The organism is uncultured Thiothrix sp., assembly GCF_937876535.1.
Taxonomy (GTDB): Bacteria; Pseudomonadota; Gammaproteobacteria; order Thiotrichales; family Thiotrichaceae; genus Thiolinea.
The window spans coordinates 1-18,131 of sequence record NZ_CALFHZ010000031.1; the positions used below are offsets into that span (position 1 = coordinate 1).

An 18,131-nucleotide genomic window follows, 5' to 3' on the forward strand; every position below is an offset into this window, starting at 1 on the left:
CTCCAGCTCCAGCTCCAGCTCCAGCTCCAGCTCCAGCTCCAGCTCCAGCTCCAGCAGCTGTACCTCAACCCGTGGCTCCTGCTGCGCCACAGCCTGCACCCGCTGCTGAGGAAGATTAAGTCGCTTCTAAGCTAGGCAGTTTTATGAACCTGCCTAGCCCATCCATCATCTATAACACTGATAAATCAGCCACGCGCAAGAACAGTCCGCGCAATTGATTTAATAAAGCCAAGCGATTATTCCGTAAAGCCTCATCTTCAGTATTGACCATCACATCATTAAAGAAGGTATCAACAGGCTCACGTAAATGCGCTAGCGATAACAAGGCTTGCTCATAATCACCCGCTGCAAATAAAGGCAACACTTTGGCTTGCTGAGCTTGTAAGCTTTCAGCCAAGGCTTGTTCAGCACCTTCCTTGAGCAAGCTCAGATTGACTTCAGTTGGAATCGTCGTTTCAACTTTCTTCAGAATATTGCTAATCCGCTTATTCGCAGCCGCTAAGCTTTCTGAAGCTGCCAACTGGCGGAAAGACACCACCGCTTTCAAACGCTGATCAAAGTCTAAAGGTTGAGTCGGTTTCAATGCAGCAACTGCTTCCACTAGTTCAGCATTAATACCTTGTTCTTGGTAGTAAGCCCGCAAGCGTTCCAGAATATAATCGAGCGCTTCTTGCATGTCCGGCTTTTGGCCTAATTGTGCCGTTAGATTATTCGCAGCTTGATCGAGGAGATCGGCTAGATCTAAAGGAAGTTTTTGCTCAATCAGGATACGCAAGACACCCACTGCTAAGCGGCGTAAACCAAAGGGGTCTTTAGTACCCGTCGGCTTTTGGCCAATAGCAAAAATACCAGCTAGGGTATCAATTCGTTCAGCTAAGGCCAGAATGCGTCCGGTTGCAGTGCTCGGGAGTTGATCACCAGCAAAGCGCGGTAAATACTGTTCTTCTAAAGCTTGCGCGACTTCTGCTGCTTCGCCGTCATGTTGGGCGTAATAGCGTCCCATCGTGCCTTGCAGGTCAGTAAACTCAAACACCATATTGGTGACTAAGTCGCATTTGCCTAATTCAGCAGCACGCACCGCTAAACTTTCATCGGCTTTCAGTTGCTGGGCGATATATTTTGCTAGTTGAGCAACGCGCGCTGATTTGTCATGCAATGTGCCGAGTTGCTGTTGGAACACAACGGTTTTCAACTTGTCACGACGTGCTTCCAAAGCTTGCTTTTTGTCTTGTTCCCAGAAGAAAGCCGCATCGCTAAAGCGGGGGCGAATTACGCGCTCATTGCCTTCGCTGACTTTGCTCGGGTCTTTGCTTTCAATATTGCTGATGGTGATGAAGTTCGGCATTAACTTGCCATTAGCATCAGTCAGACCAAAATATTTCTGGTCACCTTGCATGGTATGAATCAGTGCTTCTTGTGGCACATCGAGGAATTTTTCTTCAAAGCGCCCAGCAATGGGGACAGGCCATTCGACCAAAGCAGCCACTTCATCCAGTAAGGAATCCGGCATAATGGCTTTGCCACCGAGTTCAGTCGCAAGTTCGTGTACACGTTTGCTGATCATTTCGCTACGCGCTTCAAAGCGTGCGACGACATAAGCTTCGCCTAATTGCACTGCATAATCAGCCGGTTTACGAATATTAATTAGTGCAGGGGCATGGAAACGATGACCACGACTTTCACGGCCGGTTTTAATGCTGAGGATTTCAGCATCGATGACCTGCTCATCCGCTAACATCACAATCCAATGCACGGGGCGCACAAACTCAGCCTCACCATCGCCCCAGCGCATGCGTTTGGGAATCGGTAAATTCGCTAAGGATTGATCGACCATTGTTGGGAATAGCTCTGCGGTTTTCTGTCCGGCTTGCTGTTGGCGGAAAACCAGCCAAGCACCTTTATCAGTTTCCAAACGCTGTAAGGCGGCAAACTCCACTCCACAAGAGGCCGCAAAGCCTTGGGCTGCTTTAGACGGCTTGCCGTCTTTATCAAAGGCTGCTTGGACTGCAGGGCCACGTTTTTCAACCAGTTGATCGGCTTGTTGGGCTGGAATGCCTTTCAACCAAACCGCTAAACGTCGCGGAGCGGCATAAGCAATCACTTCCTCAGCAGCTAAGCCTGCTGTTTGATAGCCTGCTACAATACCATCGGTGAAGGCATCAGAAAGTTTCTTTAAAGCTTTCGGTGGTAGTTCTTCGGTGCCGATTTCTACCAGTAAATCAATTTTGTCTGTCATCTTAAGCTACCTTTTGTCCTGATTGCAGCATCGGGAAACCGAGCTTCTCACGGGTGGCGTAATAACCTTCTGCTACTGCCCGCGCTAAAGTACGCACGCGCAAAATATAGCGTTGGCGCTCAGTGACAGAGATAGCTTTGCGCGCATCCAAGAGGTTAAAGGTATGTGAGGCTTTGAGCATTTGCTCATACGCTGGCAGCGGTAAACCTAATTCACTCATCCGCTGGCTTTCACGCTCAGCCACATTGAATTGATGGAACAGTGCCTCAGTATCTGCATGCTCGAAGTTATAAGTCGACTGCTCAACTTCGTTTTGATGGTAGACATCCCCATAAGTTACGATGCCTTGAGGGCCACGCGCCCAGACTAAATCGTAAACACTAGTGACGTTTTGCATATACATGGCTAAGCGTTCCAAGCCATAAGTGATTTCACCACTGACTGGCCGACAATCTAAGCCACCGACTTGTTGGAAATAGGTAAACTGAGTGACTTCCATCCCATTCAGCCAAATTTCCCAGCCTAAGCCCCAAGCGCCTAAAGTGGGTGATTCCCAGTTATCTTCCACGAAGCGAATATCGTTCACTAAAGGATCAAACCCCAAAGCCTTGAGTGAGCCTAAATACAGCTCTTGGAAATTGGGTGGCGAGGGCTTAAGCAAAACTTGGAATTGATAGTAGTGCTGTAAACGATTCGGGTTTTCACCATAGCGACCATCGGTAGGGCGGCGTGAAGGTTGTACATAAGCAGCACGCCAAGGCTCAGGGCCGACTGCTCGTAAGAAAGTGGCAGGATGGAAAGTCCCAGCGCCCATTTCCATATCATAAGGCTGCATTAACACACAACCTTGCTCAGCCCAATACGCTTGCAGTGCTTGAATCATGCCCTGAAAGGTGGATAAGTCGTAGTTAGCCATTGTTGATTCTGTAATTTTTGCCAAGAAAGCGCCGAGTATACTGCACATTGATTAAGCTAGCAGCAGCCAGCAGACGAAAACGAGATGAGTGGCGGGAATAGAAAGAAGGGTAGAGTTCCTACCCTTGCTTTCAATTCTGACTAGGCAGTGCGCGTGCGTAAAAGGCTAAGAATCACCGAGCCTGCAATTAAGCTAGCGACGACCCCTAAAGACCAAGTAATCGGTATTTTATATACATCGAGTAACAACATTTTCGCGCCGATAAAGAGCAGGACTAAGGCTAAACCATATTTCAAATAGACAAAGCGATCAGCTACATCCGCTAATAAGAAGTACATAGCGCGTAAACCTAGAATTGCGAAGACATTCGAAGTTAACACAATGAAGGGATCAGAAGTAATCGCGAAAATCGCTGGGATCGAATCTACGGCGAAAATTAAGTCGGTGATTTCCACTAAGACTAACACTAAAAATAAAGGAGTTGCATAGCGCAAGCCATCTTGCATCACAAAGAAGCGTTCTTCATGCAGAGTGGTGGTCATGCGCATATGTCCGCGAATCCAGCGTACTAGTTTATTGTTTTCAAGGTCAGGCTGATGTTCAGAAGCCCAAAGCATTTTAATCCCTGTAAATACAAGGAAAGCACCAAACACATAAAGTATCCAATGGAAATGAGTGAGTAACCACGCGCCCATTAGTATCATCACTGTGCGCATGACCAGAGCACCTAGCACACCATACAGCAAAATTCGGCGTTGATATTCGATGGGTACAGAGAAATAGCTAAAGATCATTAACCATACAAAGATATTATCGACTGCTAAGGATTTCTCTACTAAATAACCCGTAATAAACTCAAGTGCTTTGGTATCAGCCAGTGCTCGACCTTGGGTTTCAGATAAATACCACCAAAGACCCAGTGCAAATAGCAGGGCAATCGTAATCCAAACCAACGACCAAATAGCTGCTTCTTTGAAAGAGACCTTATGTGCTTTACGGCCTCCAAGTAGAAATAAGTCTGCCAAAATCATGGCAACCACAAAGACAAAAAAAACTGCCCACATCCACGGGGTGCCAATGGTCTCCACGGTGAGTCACTCCTAATAGTTGTAATCTGAAGTCAATGCCTAGTAGTTTAGTAGGAATTGATGTTGTGACTGTAAAACAAGGACAGTCATGATGGCGAATAAACACAGTTTGGATTGTGCGTTTGATGAATCTAAGCTGAGTCAAAACTAGAAGCATGGCATAATCTTTACATGCAACGCGCTCAACAAATCCTCAAAACTATTTATGGTTATACCGATTTTCGCCTCAATCAACAGGCGATTATTGCGGCGTTGCTGGCAGGTCAGGATGTCTTGGCGTTAATGCCCACCGGTGGCGGCAAATCGCTTTGCTATCAAATTCCGGCCTTGGTGCGTGAAGGGGTAGGGATTGTAGTTTCACCGCTGATTGCTCTGATGCACGATCAAGTAGTGGCTTTGCAGCAGTTGGGGATTCGTGCTGAATTCTTAAATTCTACCCTCGACTTCAACGAAGTGCAGCGCATTGAAAAAGCCCTGTTAGCGGGTGAATTAGACCTACTTTATGTTGCGCCTGAGCGTCTAGTGACTGATCGGATGCTGAATTTATTAGAGATTGCGCGTGCGCGGGTGGGTATTTCCGTATTTGCGATTGATGAGGCGCATTGTGTCTCGCAATGGGGGCATGATTTTCGCCCTGAATACCAACAGCTGTATATCTTGGCAGAGCGCTTTCCGAACGTACCAAGGATGGCTTTGACCGCTACCGCTGATTTGCGCACTCGCCAAGAAATTATCAGCCAGCTCAAGCTGGATCAGGCAGCGGTCTTTATTAATAGCTTTGATCGTCCGAATATTCGCTATTTAATTCAAGATGGGCAAAACGCCCGTCAGCAGCTTTGGGATTTTTTGGAGACGAATCATCCTGAAGACGCGGGGATTGTCTATTGTCTCTCACGTAAAAAGGTTGAAGATACCGCGACTTGGTTAGCTCAACAAGGGCGGATTGCGCTACCTTATCATGCCGGTTTGAGTGCTGAAGTGCGGCGAGTGAATCAAGAGCGCTTTTTGCGGGAAGATGGGGTGATTATTGTCGCAACGATTGCTTTTGGGATGGGGATTGATAAGCCTGATGTACGTTTTGTCGCGCATTTAAGTTTGCCGAAAAGTATTGAGGCTTATTACCAAGAAACCGGACGGGCTGGACGTGATGGTGAGCCAGCGAATGCATGGATGGCATATGGCCTACAAGATGTGATTAGCTTGCGGCAAATGATGGAAACTTCTAATTTGCCAGAGCAGCAAAAACGTATTGAGTATCACAAATTAGACGCAATGCTCGGCTTATGCGAACTCATTACCTGTCGTCGCCAAGCCCTGTTAGATTATTTCGGTGAAACTGGCTCTAAGCCTTGTGGAAATTGTGATAACTGCCTGCAAGCCCCAGAAAGTTGGGATGCATCACTAGCCGCGCAAAAGGCTTTATCTTGTGTATATCGTACCGGCCAACGTTTTGGTGTCACTTATGTGATTGATGTATTGCTTGGCAAAGATGAAGAACGCATCAAGCATAATGGGCATACCAAATTATCCACCTTTGGGATTGGAAAAGAGCTTTCAAGCAATGAATGGCGTACCTTATTTCGCCAACTGATTGCTCTAGGTTATTTGAATGTCGACTTAGAAGGGTATGGCGCTTTATATCTCACTGAGCAAGCACGGCCTTTATTGCGTGGTGAAACTAAATTATCTCTCCGTCGTGAGCGTAAAACCGCAAAGAAAAAAGCTAAGCTTAAAGCTAGTGCGGAACAACCGATTCGCTGGACTGATCAACCCCTTTGGGATGGTTTACGCCGCGTGCGCGCGCAATTAGCTAAAGAGCATGGTGTGCCACCGTATGTGATTTTCCACGATGCGACTTTGCGTGAAATGCTTCAGCAGCGTCCGCGAAGTTTGGCCGAGCTGGCTTTGCTCAGTGGCATCGGCCAGCGTAAATTAGCGAGCTATGGGCAAGTGTTTTTAGATGAGCTGCTACAACACTAACGAGTTTTAGCCATGTTCATATAAATGCCGACGGCGGCAGAATGACACTACAATATAACGTGTGCCTTTAGTCGTCGGGCGACCACCGTGAGGGTGGGTAATACATGGAAACAGAGTGCAATAGCCACTTTTTGGGTTGCCTAAAATCTTTTGGCGCACAAACCAAGTACCGCCACCTTCAAAGCCACTATTCAAGCCTACAGTGAAGGTATAATCCGCATAGTCTTGATGGACTGAAAGCAGCACTTGTTCATTAGACCGATAGCGCGCCATAAAACTTTCTTCGACCATCTCCTCCCAATGCCGCCCCTCTAAGCGCCAAATTTTGCGGGCGATGGGATGGCAGAAAGTATGCATCACTTGGTGATACATTTCCGCTAAGCCTAAGTCTTGTAATAAAACATCCGTAGTGGGGTAGTATTCATGGCGTGCAGTCGTCCATTTCCCTAAGCGTTCTGCTTGCTCGACAACCTCATAGCAAAAGGTATCCGTAAATAAAGGGAAACAATAAATATCAGGCCCAAGCTCATCAATCATTAGATCAACATCTCCAGTACGGATGCCAGGGGCGATATATTTTTTAATCCAAGCGTCTTTATTGTCACGCCAATCAAATAGAGAGATTTCTTGCATGATGCCTCATTCCATTTTTTTATTAATTCTCAAAATCATGCCAGAAATTAAATTCATTAGCCTGAGTCTGCAGATGTTCGGCGAAGGGTAGATGTGTAAACGGTGTACTAGTAAAACTGTGAAACTTGCAGTATAAGCAAACAGTCTAAACCGTTTGAATTGAATTAAATTGAAGAGGAGTAAGCAATGCGTTTAGGTTCTGTCTTAGCTTCCACAGCTTTATTAGCCGTTTTATCAACCACTGCTCAAGCAGCTTGGCAATCGATTCCTGGCGCGGCTTGTAGCCCACTCTTGGGAAATCAAACTACTCAGTTTAATAAAGTCGGTGATACTGGTTATGCACGGATTGGTGCAGGTAGCGCCTGGGTTGCATGTCCCATACAACGTACTATGTTGGTACGTCAAACCTTATATGTGAATTTAAACCATCCTGGTGCACGTGAAACCACTTGTAAAGTCGTACATAGTGATTATTTAACAGGGGCGGGTTTCTCAATTTCTGTGGTGGCGCGTGGTACAGGCAATGTAGTAGCAGCCTTCAATACTAGCAATTTGGGTACTATGGCGAATTATGACACCTACAGTGTAAGCTGCAATGTGGCTCAAGGCACCACCATACGTGGCGTGAGCTGGCAAGATAATTAAGTAAGCTAAGTAATCATCAGGGTTTCAGTCCATGCGTATTGTGCTGGCATTAGTCGCGGTTTTGTATGTTTTAGCAGCCTTTTATGGTTATTACTGGTGGAGCGACAGCCATCAAAAAGTTCCTGAAACCCAAATTGTACAGCCAACTGCTCCCATGTCAGTAGCAGCGGAGCAGTTGCGCTTTCCCGATGTTAAAGCCCCTACTATGCAGCCTGCTGAAGAGACTCAATTAATTCGTCAGCAACTCCAAAGCCTACAAACTAGTTTTGAAGCACGCTTGCAAGAGCTGAAAACTCAACAAGTCAATACTTTAGCTGGTTTACAAAAGCAAGTTGATGAATTGAAGCAGCAGCAAGCCCAAGTTTTGGCAAAAATTCAAGCTAATCCTTCTGCATCTACGCAGATCCCTAATGCTGAACAAACAACGACTGTGGCACTAGCAGTTGAGCCACCGCCTACTGAGCAGCTTCTCGAAAATCAAGCACAGCAAGCGAAACGCAGCTTAAAGGCTCAAGTGAGCCAGCTGGATCTTAAACTCCAAACCGATACCCCCGATGTAGCACGTCAAAGTGTTTTTCAGCAAAAAGCAGAAGATGCGTTCAATCAAGCACAGTTAAGCAATCTGTTACAAACTCGTGCTGAGTGCGGGCAGGGGTTTTGTAAATTAGATATCCAAGGGCAAGTTCCAACTGGTGTCGATCCTTTACAAGCCTTGTGGGAACAGAATGTATTTCCAGAGTCCACTGAAGTAATGACAGTACCTAAACCGGATGGCTCAGGTTGGTTAGTCTATATCGCGGCAGACGGCCAGTCTTTGAATCGTCTTCCCTAAAAAGATAAGATTTAGATCGTTTTTTACACAGTTTACTAGTGCATCATTAATTTGTACAACTCATAAGCAATGTTTGCTCTTCTAGTGCTAATTTTTTTGAATCTTTCCTAAAAATAGCAATCCAAAGAATAACCAAATATATATTCTATACTCATAACTAAAAGCATAGGAAAAGGATAAGGGTACTACTTAGGTCATATATTTTATAGCGAGGTTGATTAGAAATGCGAGTTCTGATCATGAATTATTATCCTCTATTCAGAGAGGCTATTGCGTCACAGCTGCTAAAAGTGGTTAAACAGGCCTCCATCTTTGAAGCAGCTACGCCCGAACAGGCAGTTGCCCTATTAGAAATCCCCACTAATTTTGATTTAGCAATTTGTTGTATTGATGAGCACGTAGAGGAGCATCAATGGTTAGAGCAACTTAGAAACAGATTACCTGAGCTAAAAATTTTAATTATTTTAGAAAAAAATCAGTTGCTTAAACAGCTTAATCAACAACTTAAAGTTGATGGGTTTTTAGAAAAGTCAGCTGATATTCATGAGGTAGAAAATGCATTAAAGCTGATTCTAATGGGTGAATGCTATATTTCTCCTAGCCTACTAGTGGCACATCCAACGCTCGACCTTGAGTTATCTCTAGCCCATACTCAGTCGTCTATAAAAAGTCTTTTGACACCTCGACAACTTCAAGTATTGAAGTTAATAGCCGCAGGTTGTTCTAACAAAGCTATTGCTAGTCAATTGAAGTGTACTGATGGAACTATTAAATTGCATGTAAGCGCTATTTTAAAGGAGTTTAAAGTAAATAATCGAATTTGTGCAATTAAATATGCAGCGAAGGCAGGGCTTATTTCCACCTTTTGATTAGTACTTTATATATATGTACTTATTCATATAGCTGAGTTTTCACTTATAGCTTCGTCCATATTGTTCTTTATAAGGGAGGCGCTTAAATTTATTGAAAAATCTATTTAATGCGAGGCAAGTGATGAAGAAACAATATTTATTAGCTAAGTTAGCCTTAGCTACTCTGGGCTTATTAGCAACCAACAGTTTAGTAGCCGCTGATACGGCTCCAAGTCATAGTACTGGCACTGATTTAGTGAAAACCACCAAAATGTTTGATGGGTTTAAAGTTGATCTAGCGGCTCCAGCTTCGGTCGATGCTCAGCAGTTGTTAAATGCTATTCCTACAGATATGAAGTATTCCCAAGATGTTTTTTCAAAAGTTTCAGAGTCTGTGGACAGGTTAAGGCTTAAACTTTATCCAGAGGCTAGTATTTCCTTAGATGTCAGTCGTTTAGGTGAAAAAACGGCTACTAAATCAACAAGTGGTAGCGTCAACTTGTATACAGTGGTAACACGTTGGAATCAAGTTGTTGGTTATAATGGGCAAGTTTATGCCTACAACTACTATCGTAATACGGCCGTATGTTTTGCACGGGTACAAAGTGGCTCATGGTATGGTCAAGTGCAATACAATGGTTCTTGGACAAATGTAGGTTATGTTTATACTGGCGGGATACAGCATATGTATTCAACTGGTTATGATAATTACAAAGGCTGCAATTGGTGGGGGAAATCTAGTTATAACAAAGGCGATTTTATTATGTATTTCTTTGACTAGCAGTGTCCTGTAAAAGTTTTAGCCACGCTTAGATTCAAATAACGTGGCTTTTTGAGGTTTACTTATAAGCCTAACTCCTGCCAGATCACATCCACTCTGTCTTTGACTTTTTGGTCCATCACAATGGGGGTTCCCCATTCGCGTGAGGTTTCACCTTTCCATTTATTAGTGGCATCTAAGCCCATTTTTGAACCAAGCCCAGAAACGGGTGAGGCAAAATCGAGATAATCAATTGGTGTATTCTCAATCAATACGGTATCTCGAGCCGGATCCATACGGGTAGTCATTGCCCAAATAACATCTTGCCAATTGCGTGTATTAATATCTTCATCTACCACAATAATAAATTTGGTATACATAAACTGGCGTAAGAACGACCAAACGCCCATCATCACGCGTTTGGCATGCCCAGCATATTGCTTCTTGATACTTACCACTGCCATTCGATAGGAGCAGCCTTCAGGCGGTAAATAGAAATCTACAATCTCGGGAAATTGCTTTTGCAGAATCGGCACAAATACTTCATTTAAAGCCACCCCTAAAATGGCTGGCTCATCCGGTGGGCGGCCTGTATAGGTGCTGTGGTAAATCGGATCTTTGCGATGGGTAATACGCTCAATCGTGAAAACAGGGAAAGTATCCACTTCATTATAATAGCCTGTATGATCACCATAAGGGCCTTCGGGTGCATAGTCATTCGGATAGATAAAACCTTCGAGTACAAACTCAGCGGCAGCGGGTACTTGCAAATCAGACAGCAAGGCTTTAGCTAATTCAGTGCGTGAGCCACGTAATAAGCCTGCAAAAGCATATTCCGATAAAGTATCAGGGACTGGAGTGACAGCGCCTAAAATCGTTGCAGGATCAGCACCTAAAGCCACAGCAATCGGAAATGGCTCATCCGGATGTTTGCGCTGCCAATCAAGGAAATCTAAAGCCCCACCACGGTGGGATAACCAACGCATAATGACTTTGTTTTTGCCTAAAACTTGTTGGCGATAAATCCCTAAATTCTGGCGCTTTTTCTCTGGGCCTTTGGTGATTACTAAACCCCAAGTAATTAAAGGTGCTACATCACCCGGCCAGCAGTGTTGAATCGGCAATTGGCCAAGATCGATTTGCTCGCCTTCTAAGACGACTGCTTGGCAAGCGGGACGGCTGACCTGCTTGGGTGCCATATCCAGCACTTTTTTGAAAACGGGTAAAGCATTCCAAGCGTCTTTCAAACCTTTGGGTGGCTCGGGTTGTTTAAGTGCTGCGAGTAAAGTGCCTACCTCGCGTAAAGCCGCTGTCGATTCTTCACCCATGCCCAAGGCAACACGGCGGGGTGTGCCAAATAGGTTAGCTAAGACCGGAGTGCTATAGCCTTTAGGGTTTTCAAATAAAAGTGCAGGGCCACCAGCGCGTAATACACGGTCAGCGATCTCAGTCATTTCTAAATGTGGGTCAACCTCGGTTTTAATCCGCTTGAGTTCACCCATTTTTTCCAATTGCTGGATAAAATCACGTAAGTCTTGATATTTCATCAGGCGATAATAGCGGAAAATAGCTTAAAGTCGCTATGTTCTTACTCAGTTTATCAGTAGTCGATGCCACAAGAACCAAGCCTTGCTTTATTGCAACAATCACCTTTAGTGCGTTACAGCCTAGCCACTCGCCCAGCTTTTTTGCTAGCCAGCCTCATGCCGGTTTGTGTGGGAACTGCAGCAGCGATTTATCAAGGCTATGTGTTTCAAGTCGGTTTATTTGCGCTAAGTCTGTTAGCGATCCTCTTAATTCATGCTGGTGTGAATGTGATTAATGATTATTACGATGAGCAAAACGGTACTGACCGGCTGAATACAGAACGGCTTTATCCTTTCACCGGTGGGAGTCGTTTTATTCAAAATCAGGTCTTGAGTGCAGAGCAAACCTTTGCTTTTGCGTGGAGTTTATTGGGAACGGCGATTTTGCTAGGCTTACTGTTGGTGTGGCAAACAGGGCTGGATTTACTTTGGATTGGCTTGGCTGGTTGCTTAATCGGTTGGGGATATTCAGCGCCTCCCTTGCAATTGAATAGTCGTGGTTTAGGGGAGCCTGCTGTGGCTATCAGTATTGGCGTGCTGGCTCCCTTGGGGGCTTGGTATGTACAAACGAGTGATCTTGCTGAGTATCCAAGTCTTATTGGTTTACCCTTAGGCTTACTCGCAATGAATATTTTGCTGATTAATCAGTTTCCTGATGCTAAAGCGGATGCAGCTAGTGGTAAGCACCATTGGGTAGTGCGCTTTGGTGTGCAAACAGCAGCTTGGATTTATCTAAGTAATGTTTTGCTAGCGGGACTGATTTTAATATGCTTAGTCATCTTCGGTTGCTTGCCTAGCCTGGCTTTAGTGAGTGCTTTGCCTTTAGGGCTGAGCCTAAGCGCAGCTTTCTTATTAAAACGCTATGCCGTGCAAACCGAACGCTTAGTACCCGCTATCAAAATGACCATTGCTAGCGTAATTTTGCATGGCTGCCTGTTAACTTTAAGTTTAGCGCTGGTATAGTTTGCAGATGACTACTAATTTTACTATGGCGACTTTCGCCCGCGCTTATGCTGCGCCTTTAACTGGACAATTCCGCCAGCAGCCCGAAGATTTTATTGTTAATGAGCATATCGATATTGATTTATCGGGTAGCGGTGAGCATTTATGGTTGCAAATCCGTAAAACTGGTGCGAATACCGACTGGGTTGCGGGGCAGATTGCTCGCTGTGCGCAAGTGCCAGCTAGTGAAGTGGGCTATGCAGGTTTAAAAGATCGACACGCTGTTACTACGCAATGGTTTAGTGTGCAATTGCCAGGCAAAGCGGATCCTAGTTTTGCTGATTTACCAGCCGAAATTGAAATTCTTCAGCAGCAACGTCACGATAAAAAACTGCGCCGTGGTGCTTTGCTGAGCAATGAGTTTATTCTGAGTTTACGCAATTGTTCAGGTGATTTTGCCGCTGCAGCCGCGATTTGTGCTGAGATTAGTCAGCGTGGCTTACCGAATTATTATGGTGAGCAGCGCTTTGGGCATAATATGGGGAATTTAACTAAAGCCCAATGCTGGTTCGAAGGTAGTTTTACACCTAAGCAGCGCAATCAACGTAGTCTGTACTTATCAGCAGCGCGCTCATGGATTTTTAATCATGTGCTCTCAGCACGAATTCAGCAGAATACGTGGGATCAGCGGGTAACAGGTGATGTGTTCATGTTTGAAGGGGGTAGTGCTTGGTTTGCGGATGATGCTAGCCCTGAATTAGCAGCGCGTTTAGCCGCTTTAGATTTGCATCCGACTGGCGTGTTGTGGGGGCGGGGTGAGCTAGCGAGTCAAGGTGTTGTGCGCGAATTGGAGCTAGAACAAGCTGCTTTATTTCCTATTTTCTGTACAGGTTTAGAGAAGCAAGGACTTAAACAAGAGCGCCGTGCTTTACGGATTAAGGTAGCTAATTTAGAGTTTAAGCAGTTGGCTGAAACAACTCTGCGTTTAAGTTTCAGCCTGCCTGCAGGGGCTTATGCGACGATTTTATTAGAACAATTAGGCCAGTTCAGCACCACTGATAAAATTACTTAAACTTTATTGTTAGTGTTTAGTTATTAAGTAATAAGGTGAGGAGGATTTTGAATCCTCCTTAAGCGCGAATTTCTGTATAGAGTTTTCTAAAGCTAAATCCAATGAGGAGCAGCCAAAGACCGCTGCTAACCAGCTCTATAGCCAATAAGACACCTAAGGTCAACGCTACACTGGCAGCCCAATGGTTCATTAGCAAAAAAGCTAATAACAGTGAGATCAAGCCAGAAATAAGCATCCATATCCAACCATTCAGGGGGCGCAGTTTAAAGGCATAAATGATTTTAGTAATACCCGAGGCAGCTAGTAAAACTACTATTAGTAAAGTAAGGCTCGATAAACCAGCGGTTGGGTTTGTTAGTAAGATAACGCCTAGGGCAATAAATAAGATACCCAGCAATAAAGACCAAATAAATGAGCTGCTGCGAGCCGCACGGAGTAATTGTAGGGTCTGTAAAATACCACCCACAATGAAGAATAGGGCGATTAGCGTTTCAACTGTGAAAGAAGCTAGGACGGGTCTAAAGATAGCAATAAAACCACCCATTAAAAAAACTAGCCCTGCTATCACAAACCAATACCAATTGGAGGTGACCCGCACTATTTTCGCATTCGTTTCAGCGAGTGCACTTGCCAAGAGCGTACCCATAAATTTTTACTCTTAATAAAAAATTTAGACAATTTCAGGGGAAGTCCTTTTCCCCTACCAAGCTAGTAAGACGGTTATTAAGTTACTAGGGATTGAGATTAATACTGGGTGTACTCGTTTCAGCAGGTGTGGTAACGGCTGGAGCGGCTTGTTGTTGTGCTTCGATATGTGCTTGAATAGCGGGTGCGGATAACACTTGGCGTAGTTGATCTTCTTGGTCTTTGGCTAAGGAAGTTTGAATAATGCGGCCGTGGAAACCTTTTAAACCCTCCAATACTTTATCAGTCGTAGCACGACGTACTAAAACGAACAGCATGGCTTGGCCGGTTTGCATGGAGCTTGCCAACTCTTTCATGAAGTTATCTTCAATACCAATATCGCTCAGTGCACCTGTTAACGCACCCGTCCCAGCTCCTACGGCTGCGCCTAATAAGGGGCTTAAAAACAACATACCAATTAACATCCCCCAGAAACTACCACCTACGGCACCTGCGGTTGTTAAATTGACAGCCTGATGTAATTTAATTTTGCCTTCGGCACTTTTAGTGACAACGACTGCATCTTCCATTTCAATTAAATATTCTTTTTGCATTGAAACGAGTTTTTCGCGCATTGCAAAGGCAGTCTTTTCGTCATCAAAACCGATAGCCACTAAAGTGCTCATAGAAATCTCCTGAAGATAAGGCTAATAGATAAAGGCACACGCAAGCTTGTGCTGTCTTAGTGGTTTAGTCTGCTTTTAGGATTTTGTAAATAGTCTTTAGTAACGAATTTTTAAACTTAAATTTAGCCTATAAGAGAATAACCTGATTTAGCTTGTCTAATAAAAGCTCAACTTGTTGTTCAGTATGAGCAGCAGATAAGGTGATTCTTAGGCGTGCTGTATTAATCGGGACTGTCGGCGGACGTATTGCGGTAATTAAAATACCTTGTTGTTCTAACTGCTGGCTGATGGCTAAGGCCTTAGCATTTTCGCCTACTAAAATCGGTTGAATGGCTGTCTGTGAAGGCATTAAATTTAAACCTAACTGTGCTGCGCCTACACGGAAAACTTGGATGAGATGTTGCAAATGTTCACGTCGCCAAGTTTCAGTTTGGACTATTTTTAGGCTAGCTAGGGTAGCAGCCGCCAGCGCTGGTGGTTGTGCCGTGGTATAGATATAAGGGCGGGCGGTTTGAATTAAACATTCAATGAGGTCAGCACTACCGGCAACAAAAGCCCCCGCAGTTCCTAAGGCTTTGCCTAGGGTACCCATTAAAATCGCATCTTCTTGATTTAGATTGTCTGCTTCTAATAAACCAGCGCCTGTTGACCCTAACACCCCGAAACCATGGGCATCATCTACAATCAACCAAGCGTCATGAGCATGGGCTAAAGCTGCTAAAGCTTGAACTGGTGCTGTGTCACCATCCATGCTAAACACACCATCGGTCACAATCAGTTTTTGCCCACTCGGTTGTGTAGCTAAGCGCTGGCTCAGTTGTTCAGTATCATTATGTGCATAACGGACAAGTTTTGCGCCGGATAATAAAGCAGCATCTAACAGGGAGGCGTGATTAAGTCGATCTTGATAAACGGTGTCATGACGTTCAGCCAGTGCATTGGTGAGGCCTAAATTCGCCATATAACCCGTTGAAAATAATAAGGCACGTTCACGCTTAGTAAATTCAGCCAAAGCCTCTTCAAGCTGTTGATGCAGGCATGAATGCCCATTAACTAAATGCGCGGCACCGCTACCCACGCCGTACTGATTAGCCGCTTGCTGGAAAGCTTGAATGACAGTGGGGTGATTGGCTAAGCCTAAATAATCATTGCTGCAAAAAGTCAGCATGGTTTTGCCATTCACTTGCATAACGGGCTGTTGAGGACTTTCAGTTATGCGAGGGCGGCGATAGAGATGCTGGGCTTTACGTGCAACTAGTAGCTGACGGAGGCGCATATATTTATTCATGCTGCATTATAACGCCTCAGCTGAAAAAGGCACTGTGAGTGCCTTTTAAATCATGAACTGAACACTAGAACCTTAGTTTTTCTTAATATAGAAAGTATATTCGCCATTATTTTCTGAGCTAGCCACTAATTCATTACCTGTTTGCTTAGCATAAGCTTCCATATCCTTGACAGAACCGGGATCAGTTGCGACTATTTTTAAGACATCACCAGCGGCCATGCTTGTCATTGCTTTTTTGGTGCGCAGAATGGGTAAAGGGCAATTCAAGCCGCGGGCATCCAACTCTGTGTTGAAATCGGTCATTTTCCTCTCCTGATTTCGATTAAGATGATCGGTAAAGTACTATATAATATATTGCTAATATAGCAGTAATATCGCTTTATCGCTATATATTTGTATACTAATATACTTACTGAGACAAGGGGCATACATGCTAGCGCAGTCGATCCGGTTCACTAAAATGCATGGCTTAGGTAATGATTTCGCAGTGTTTGATGCAGTTACTCAAGCCGTTAATTTTGATACCGCTTTAGTAAAACGCCTTGCTGATCGACATGAAGGCATTGGCTTTGACCAGCTCTTGATTGTGGAGTCTTATACAGGTGGGGAGGCTGATTTCCGTTATCGTATTTTTAATGCGGATGGCAGTGAAGTCGAGCATTGTGGGAATGGAGCGCGCTGTTTTGCGCGTTTTGTCTACGAACAAGGTCTAACTCAGAAGACCAACATTCCAGTTATGACCGAATCTGGACGGATTGTCTTAGATTTAACCGCAGATGGGCAAGTTACCGTTAATATGGGTATACCTCGGTTAGAGCCTGCTGAAATTCCATTCATTTTCCAACAGCGCCAAATGCTCTATACTGTGGAGATAGGGCAAGATTCTGTGCAGTTAGCAGCAGTTTCAATGGGCAATCCACACGCTGTGCTACAAGTCACAGATACGGAAACAGCACCGGTCGAATCGTTAGGACCAATCTTAGAATCCCATCCTCTGTTTCCAAAACGCGTCAATGTCGGATTTATGCAAGTGCTAGATCCTAATCACATTCGGTTACGCGTTTTCGAGCGGGGAGCTGGTGAAACTCGGGCATGTGGAACAGGTGCTTGTGCTGCTGTGGTAGCAGGACGTTTACAAGGCTTACTCGCTGAAAAAGTACAAGTAGAGTTACCTGGTGGACGTTTGCAAATTGCATGGCAGGGCGAAGGACAGCCCGTTTATATGACAGGGCCTGCAACGACCGTTTATACAGGTACAGTGACAGTATGAGCACTCCATTAGAAGAACATGACATAACTGCCGAGCAGGTAGCCGCTTACCTCCGGACTAATACTGATTTTTTCCTCGAACAAGGCGATCTTTTAGATGGCTTGTTTATCCCGCACCGCCACACGGGCGATGCTATCTCTTTACTAGAACACTTAGTTCAGCGCCAACGGGATCGACAAGCACAACTCTCAAGGCAAATGGAAGATATGCTGCGGGCTGCACGTGAAAGCGAACGTGTTGTTATTAGTTTGCATCATTTGGCTTTAGAGCTAATGAGTTGCGATAGCCTTGATGATGTAGTTGCAACCTGCCGCGATTTAATGTGTTCGGAGTTTGAGGCTGATAGTGTGGTCTTACGTCTCATTGGTCGGGGTCAATCGGGTGATAGCAGTTTGCATTTTATTGATCCCGATGATCGTGCTTTAAAGCAAATGGCTGGGCTTTTCCAGAAACGCCAACCCGTTTGTGGACGCTTACGCCCTAAACAACAAATCTTCTTGTTTGGTGAGGAAAATACGGCGATTAAATCAGCAGTACTGATTCCCTTATTTGAAGCACGCAATATTGGCGTGTTGGCTTTAGGCAGTGAGCACGAAGATCGCTTCCATCCAGGGATGGGTACTTTATTTATTAGCCAATTGGGTGATTTAGTATCGCGAGCTATATCCTTACATTTAGAGGCTTGGGTTGACCCCTCGATTGAGTCGAGTCATTCTTAGGAC

General features: G+C 44.8%; 18 protein-coding genes. 9 read left to right on the top strand and 9 right to left on the bottom strand.

The window, feature by feature from the left end:
- Window positions 1-169: 169 nt before the first annotated feature.
- The 3 genes from glyS to Q0230_RS19360 form a co-directional block, all read right to left on the bottom strand.
- On the bottom strand, window positions 170-2,236 hold the full coding sequence (gene glyS, locus Q0230_RS19350) for a glycine--tRNA ligase subunit beta (protein WP_298613473.1): 2,067 nt from the start codon (window positions 2,234-2,236) through the stop codon (window positions 170-172).
- 1 nt (window position 2,237) lies between these two features.
- Entirely contained in the window at window positions 2,238-3,152 is a 915-nt protein-coding gene (gene glyQ, locus Q0230_RS19355; RefSeq protein WP_298613603.1) for a glycine--tRNA ligase subunit alpha, read from the bottom strand.
- 140 nt (window positions 3,153-3,292) lie between these two features.
- Entirely contained in the window at window positions 3,293-4,240 is a 948-nt protein-coding gene (locus tag Q0230_RS19360; protein WP_298613476.1) for a TerC family protein, read from the bottom strand.
- A 171-nt stretch (window positions 4,241-4,411) separates the two neighbouring features.
- Here Q0230_RS19360 and recQ point away from each other — a divergent pair, with 171 nt between their 5' ends.
- Window positions 4,412-6,220 (top strand): DNA helicase RecQ, encoded by a 1,809-nt coding sequence (recQ, locus tag Q0230_RS19365; RefSeq protein WP_298613479.1) that lies wholly within the window; start codon window positions 4,412-4,414, stop codon window positions 6,218-6,220.
- A gap of 6 nt (window positions 6,221-6,226) precedes the next feature.
- On the opposite strand, the gene Q0230_RS19370 is transcribed toward recQ, so the two are convergent.
- The gene (locus tag Q0230_RS19370; RefSeq protein WP_298613482.1) at window positions 6,227-6,853 is read right to left on the bottom strand and encodes a hypothetical protein; all 627 of its coding nucleotides are present in this window, start codon (window positions 6,851-6,853) and stop codon (window positions 6,227-6,229) included.
- A gap of 186 nt (window positions 6,854-7,039) precedes the next feature.
- Between Q0230_RS19370 and Q0230_RS19375 the strand changes: the two genes are divergently transcribed.
- The 4 genes from Q0230_RS19375 to Q0230_RS19390 all read left to right on the top strand — a co-directional run bounded on the left by Q0230_RS19375 (window position 7,040) and on the right by Q0230_RS19390 (window position 9,962).
- Window positions 7,040-7,498: a hypothetical protein gene (locus Q0230_RS19375; protein ID WP_298613484.1), complete on the top strand. Its 459-nt coding sequence runs from the start codon at window positions 7,040-7,042 to the stop codon at window positions 7,496-7,498.
- 31 nt (window positions 7,499-7,529) lie between these two features.
- The gene (locus tag Q0230_RS19380; RefSeq protein WP_298613487.1) at window positions 7,530-8,330 is read left to right on the top strand and encodes a hypothetical protein; all 801 of its coding nucleotides are present in this window, start codon (window positions 7,530-7,532) and stop codon (window positions 8,328-8,330) included.
- Window positions 8,331-8,569: 239 nt separating this feature from the next.
- Complete coding sequence (locus tag Q0230_RS19385; protein ID WP_298613491.1) at window positions 8,570-9,199, top strand: response regulator transcription factor; 630 nt, start codon at window positions 8,570-8,572, stop codon at window positions 9,197-9,199.
- A 124-nt stretch (window positions 9,200-9,323) separates the two neighbouring features.
- Window positions 9,324-9,962, top strand: coding sequence for a hypothetical protein (locus Q0230_RS19390; RefSeq protein ID WP_298613494.1), 639 nt, complete (start codon window positions 9,324-9,326; stop codon window positions 9,960-9,962).
- Window positions 9,963-10,024: 62 nt separating this feature from the next.
- Here the strand turns inward: Q0230_RS19390 and ubiD are convergent, their stop codons facing one another.
- Window positions 10,025-11,488, bottom strand: a complete 1,464-nt coding sequence (gene ubiD, locus Q0230_RS19395) for a 4-hydroxy-3-polyprenylbenzoate decarboxylase (protein WP_298613497.1) — start codon at window positions 11,486-11,488, stop codon at window positions 10,025-10,027.
- Between the two features lie 63 nt (window positions 11,489-11,551).
- Here ubiD and Q0230_RS19400 point away from each other — a divergent pair, with 63 nt between their 5' ends.
- The gene (locus tag Q0230_RS19400) at window positions 11,552-12,490 is read left to right on the top strand and encodes a prenyltransferase (RefSeq protein ID WP_298613500.1); all 939 of its coding nucleotides are present in this window, start codon (window positions 11,552-11,554) and stop codon (window positions 12,488-12,490) included.
- A gap of 7 nt (window positions 12,491-12,497) precedes the next feature.
- Window positions 12,498-13,541: a tRNA pseudouridine(13) synthase TruD gene (gene truD, locus Q0230_RS19405; protein ID WP_298613503.1), complete on the top strand. Its 1,044-nt coding sequence runs from the start codon at window positions 12,498-12,500 to the stop codon at window positions 13,539-13,541.
- Between the two features lie 58 nt (window positions 13,542-13,599).
- Here the strand turns inward: truD and Q0230_RS19410 are convergent, their stop codons facing one another.
- The 4 genes from Q0230_RS19410 to Q0230_RS19425 all read right to left on the bottom strand — a co-directional run bounded on the left by Q0230_RS19410 (window position 13,600) and on the right by Q0230_RS19425 (window position 16,442).
- Window positions 13,600-14,187, bottom strand: coding sequence for an HdeD family acid-resistance protein (locus Q0230_RS19410; protein WP_298613506.1), 588 nt, complete (start codon window positions 14,185-14,187; stop codon window positions 13,600-13,602).
- 85 nt (window positions 14,188-14,272) lie between these two features.
- Window positions 14,273-14,851 carry a DUF1269 domain-containing protein gene (locus tag Q0230_RS19415; RefSeq protein ID WP_298613509.1) on the bottom strand — a complete coding sequence of 193 codons (579 nt, stop codon included), beginning with the start codon at window positions 14,849-14,851 and terminating at the stop codon, window positions 14,273-14,275.
- Window positions 14,852-14,978: 127 nt separating this feature from the next.
- Window positions 14,979-16,139, bottom strand: coding sequence for an 8-amino-7-oxononanoate synthase (gene bioF / locus Q0230_RS19420; RefSeq protein WP_298613512.1), 1,161 nt, complete (start codon window positions 16,137-16,139; stop codon window positions 14,979-14,981).
- A 72-nt stretch (window positions 16,140-16,211) separates the two neighbouring features.
- The gene (locus Q0230_RS19425; RefSeq protein ID WP_298613515.1) at window positions 16,212-16,442 is read right to left on the bottom strand and encodes a sulfurtransferase TusA family protein; all 231 of its coding nucleotides are present in this window, start codon (window positions 16,440-16,442) and stop codon (window positions 16,212-16,214) included.
- A 127-nt stretch (window positions 16,443-16,569) separates the two neighbouring features.
- Here Q0230_RS19425 and dapF point away from each other — a divergent pair, with 127 nt between their 5' ends.
- Both dapF and Q0230_RS19435 read left to right on the top strand, forming a co-directional pair.
- Entirely contained in the window at window positions 16,570-17,409 is an 840-nt protein-coding gene (gene dapF, locus Q0230_RS19430) for a diaminopimelate epimerase (RefSeq protein WP_367274153.1), read from the top strand.
- Complete coding sequence (locus tag Q0230_RS19435; protein ID WP_298613518.1) at window positions 17,406-18,128, top strand: DUF484 family protein; 723 nt, start codon at window positions 17,406-17,408, stop codon at window positions 18,126-18,128. The genes dapF and Q0230_RS19435 overlap by 4 nt, the downstream gene beginning before the upstream one ends.
- Window positions 18,129-18,131 lie beyond the last annotated feature (3 nt).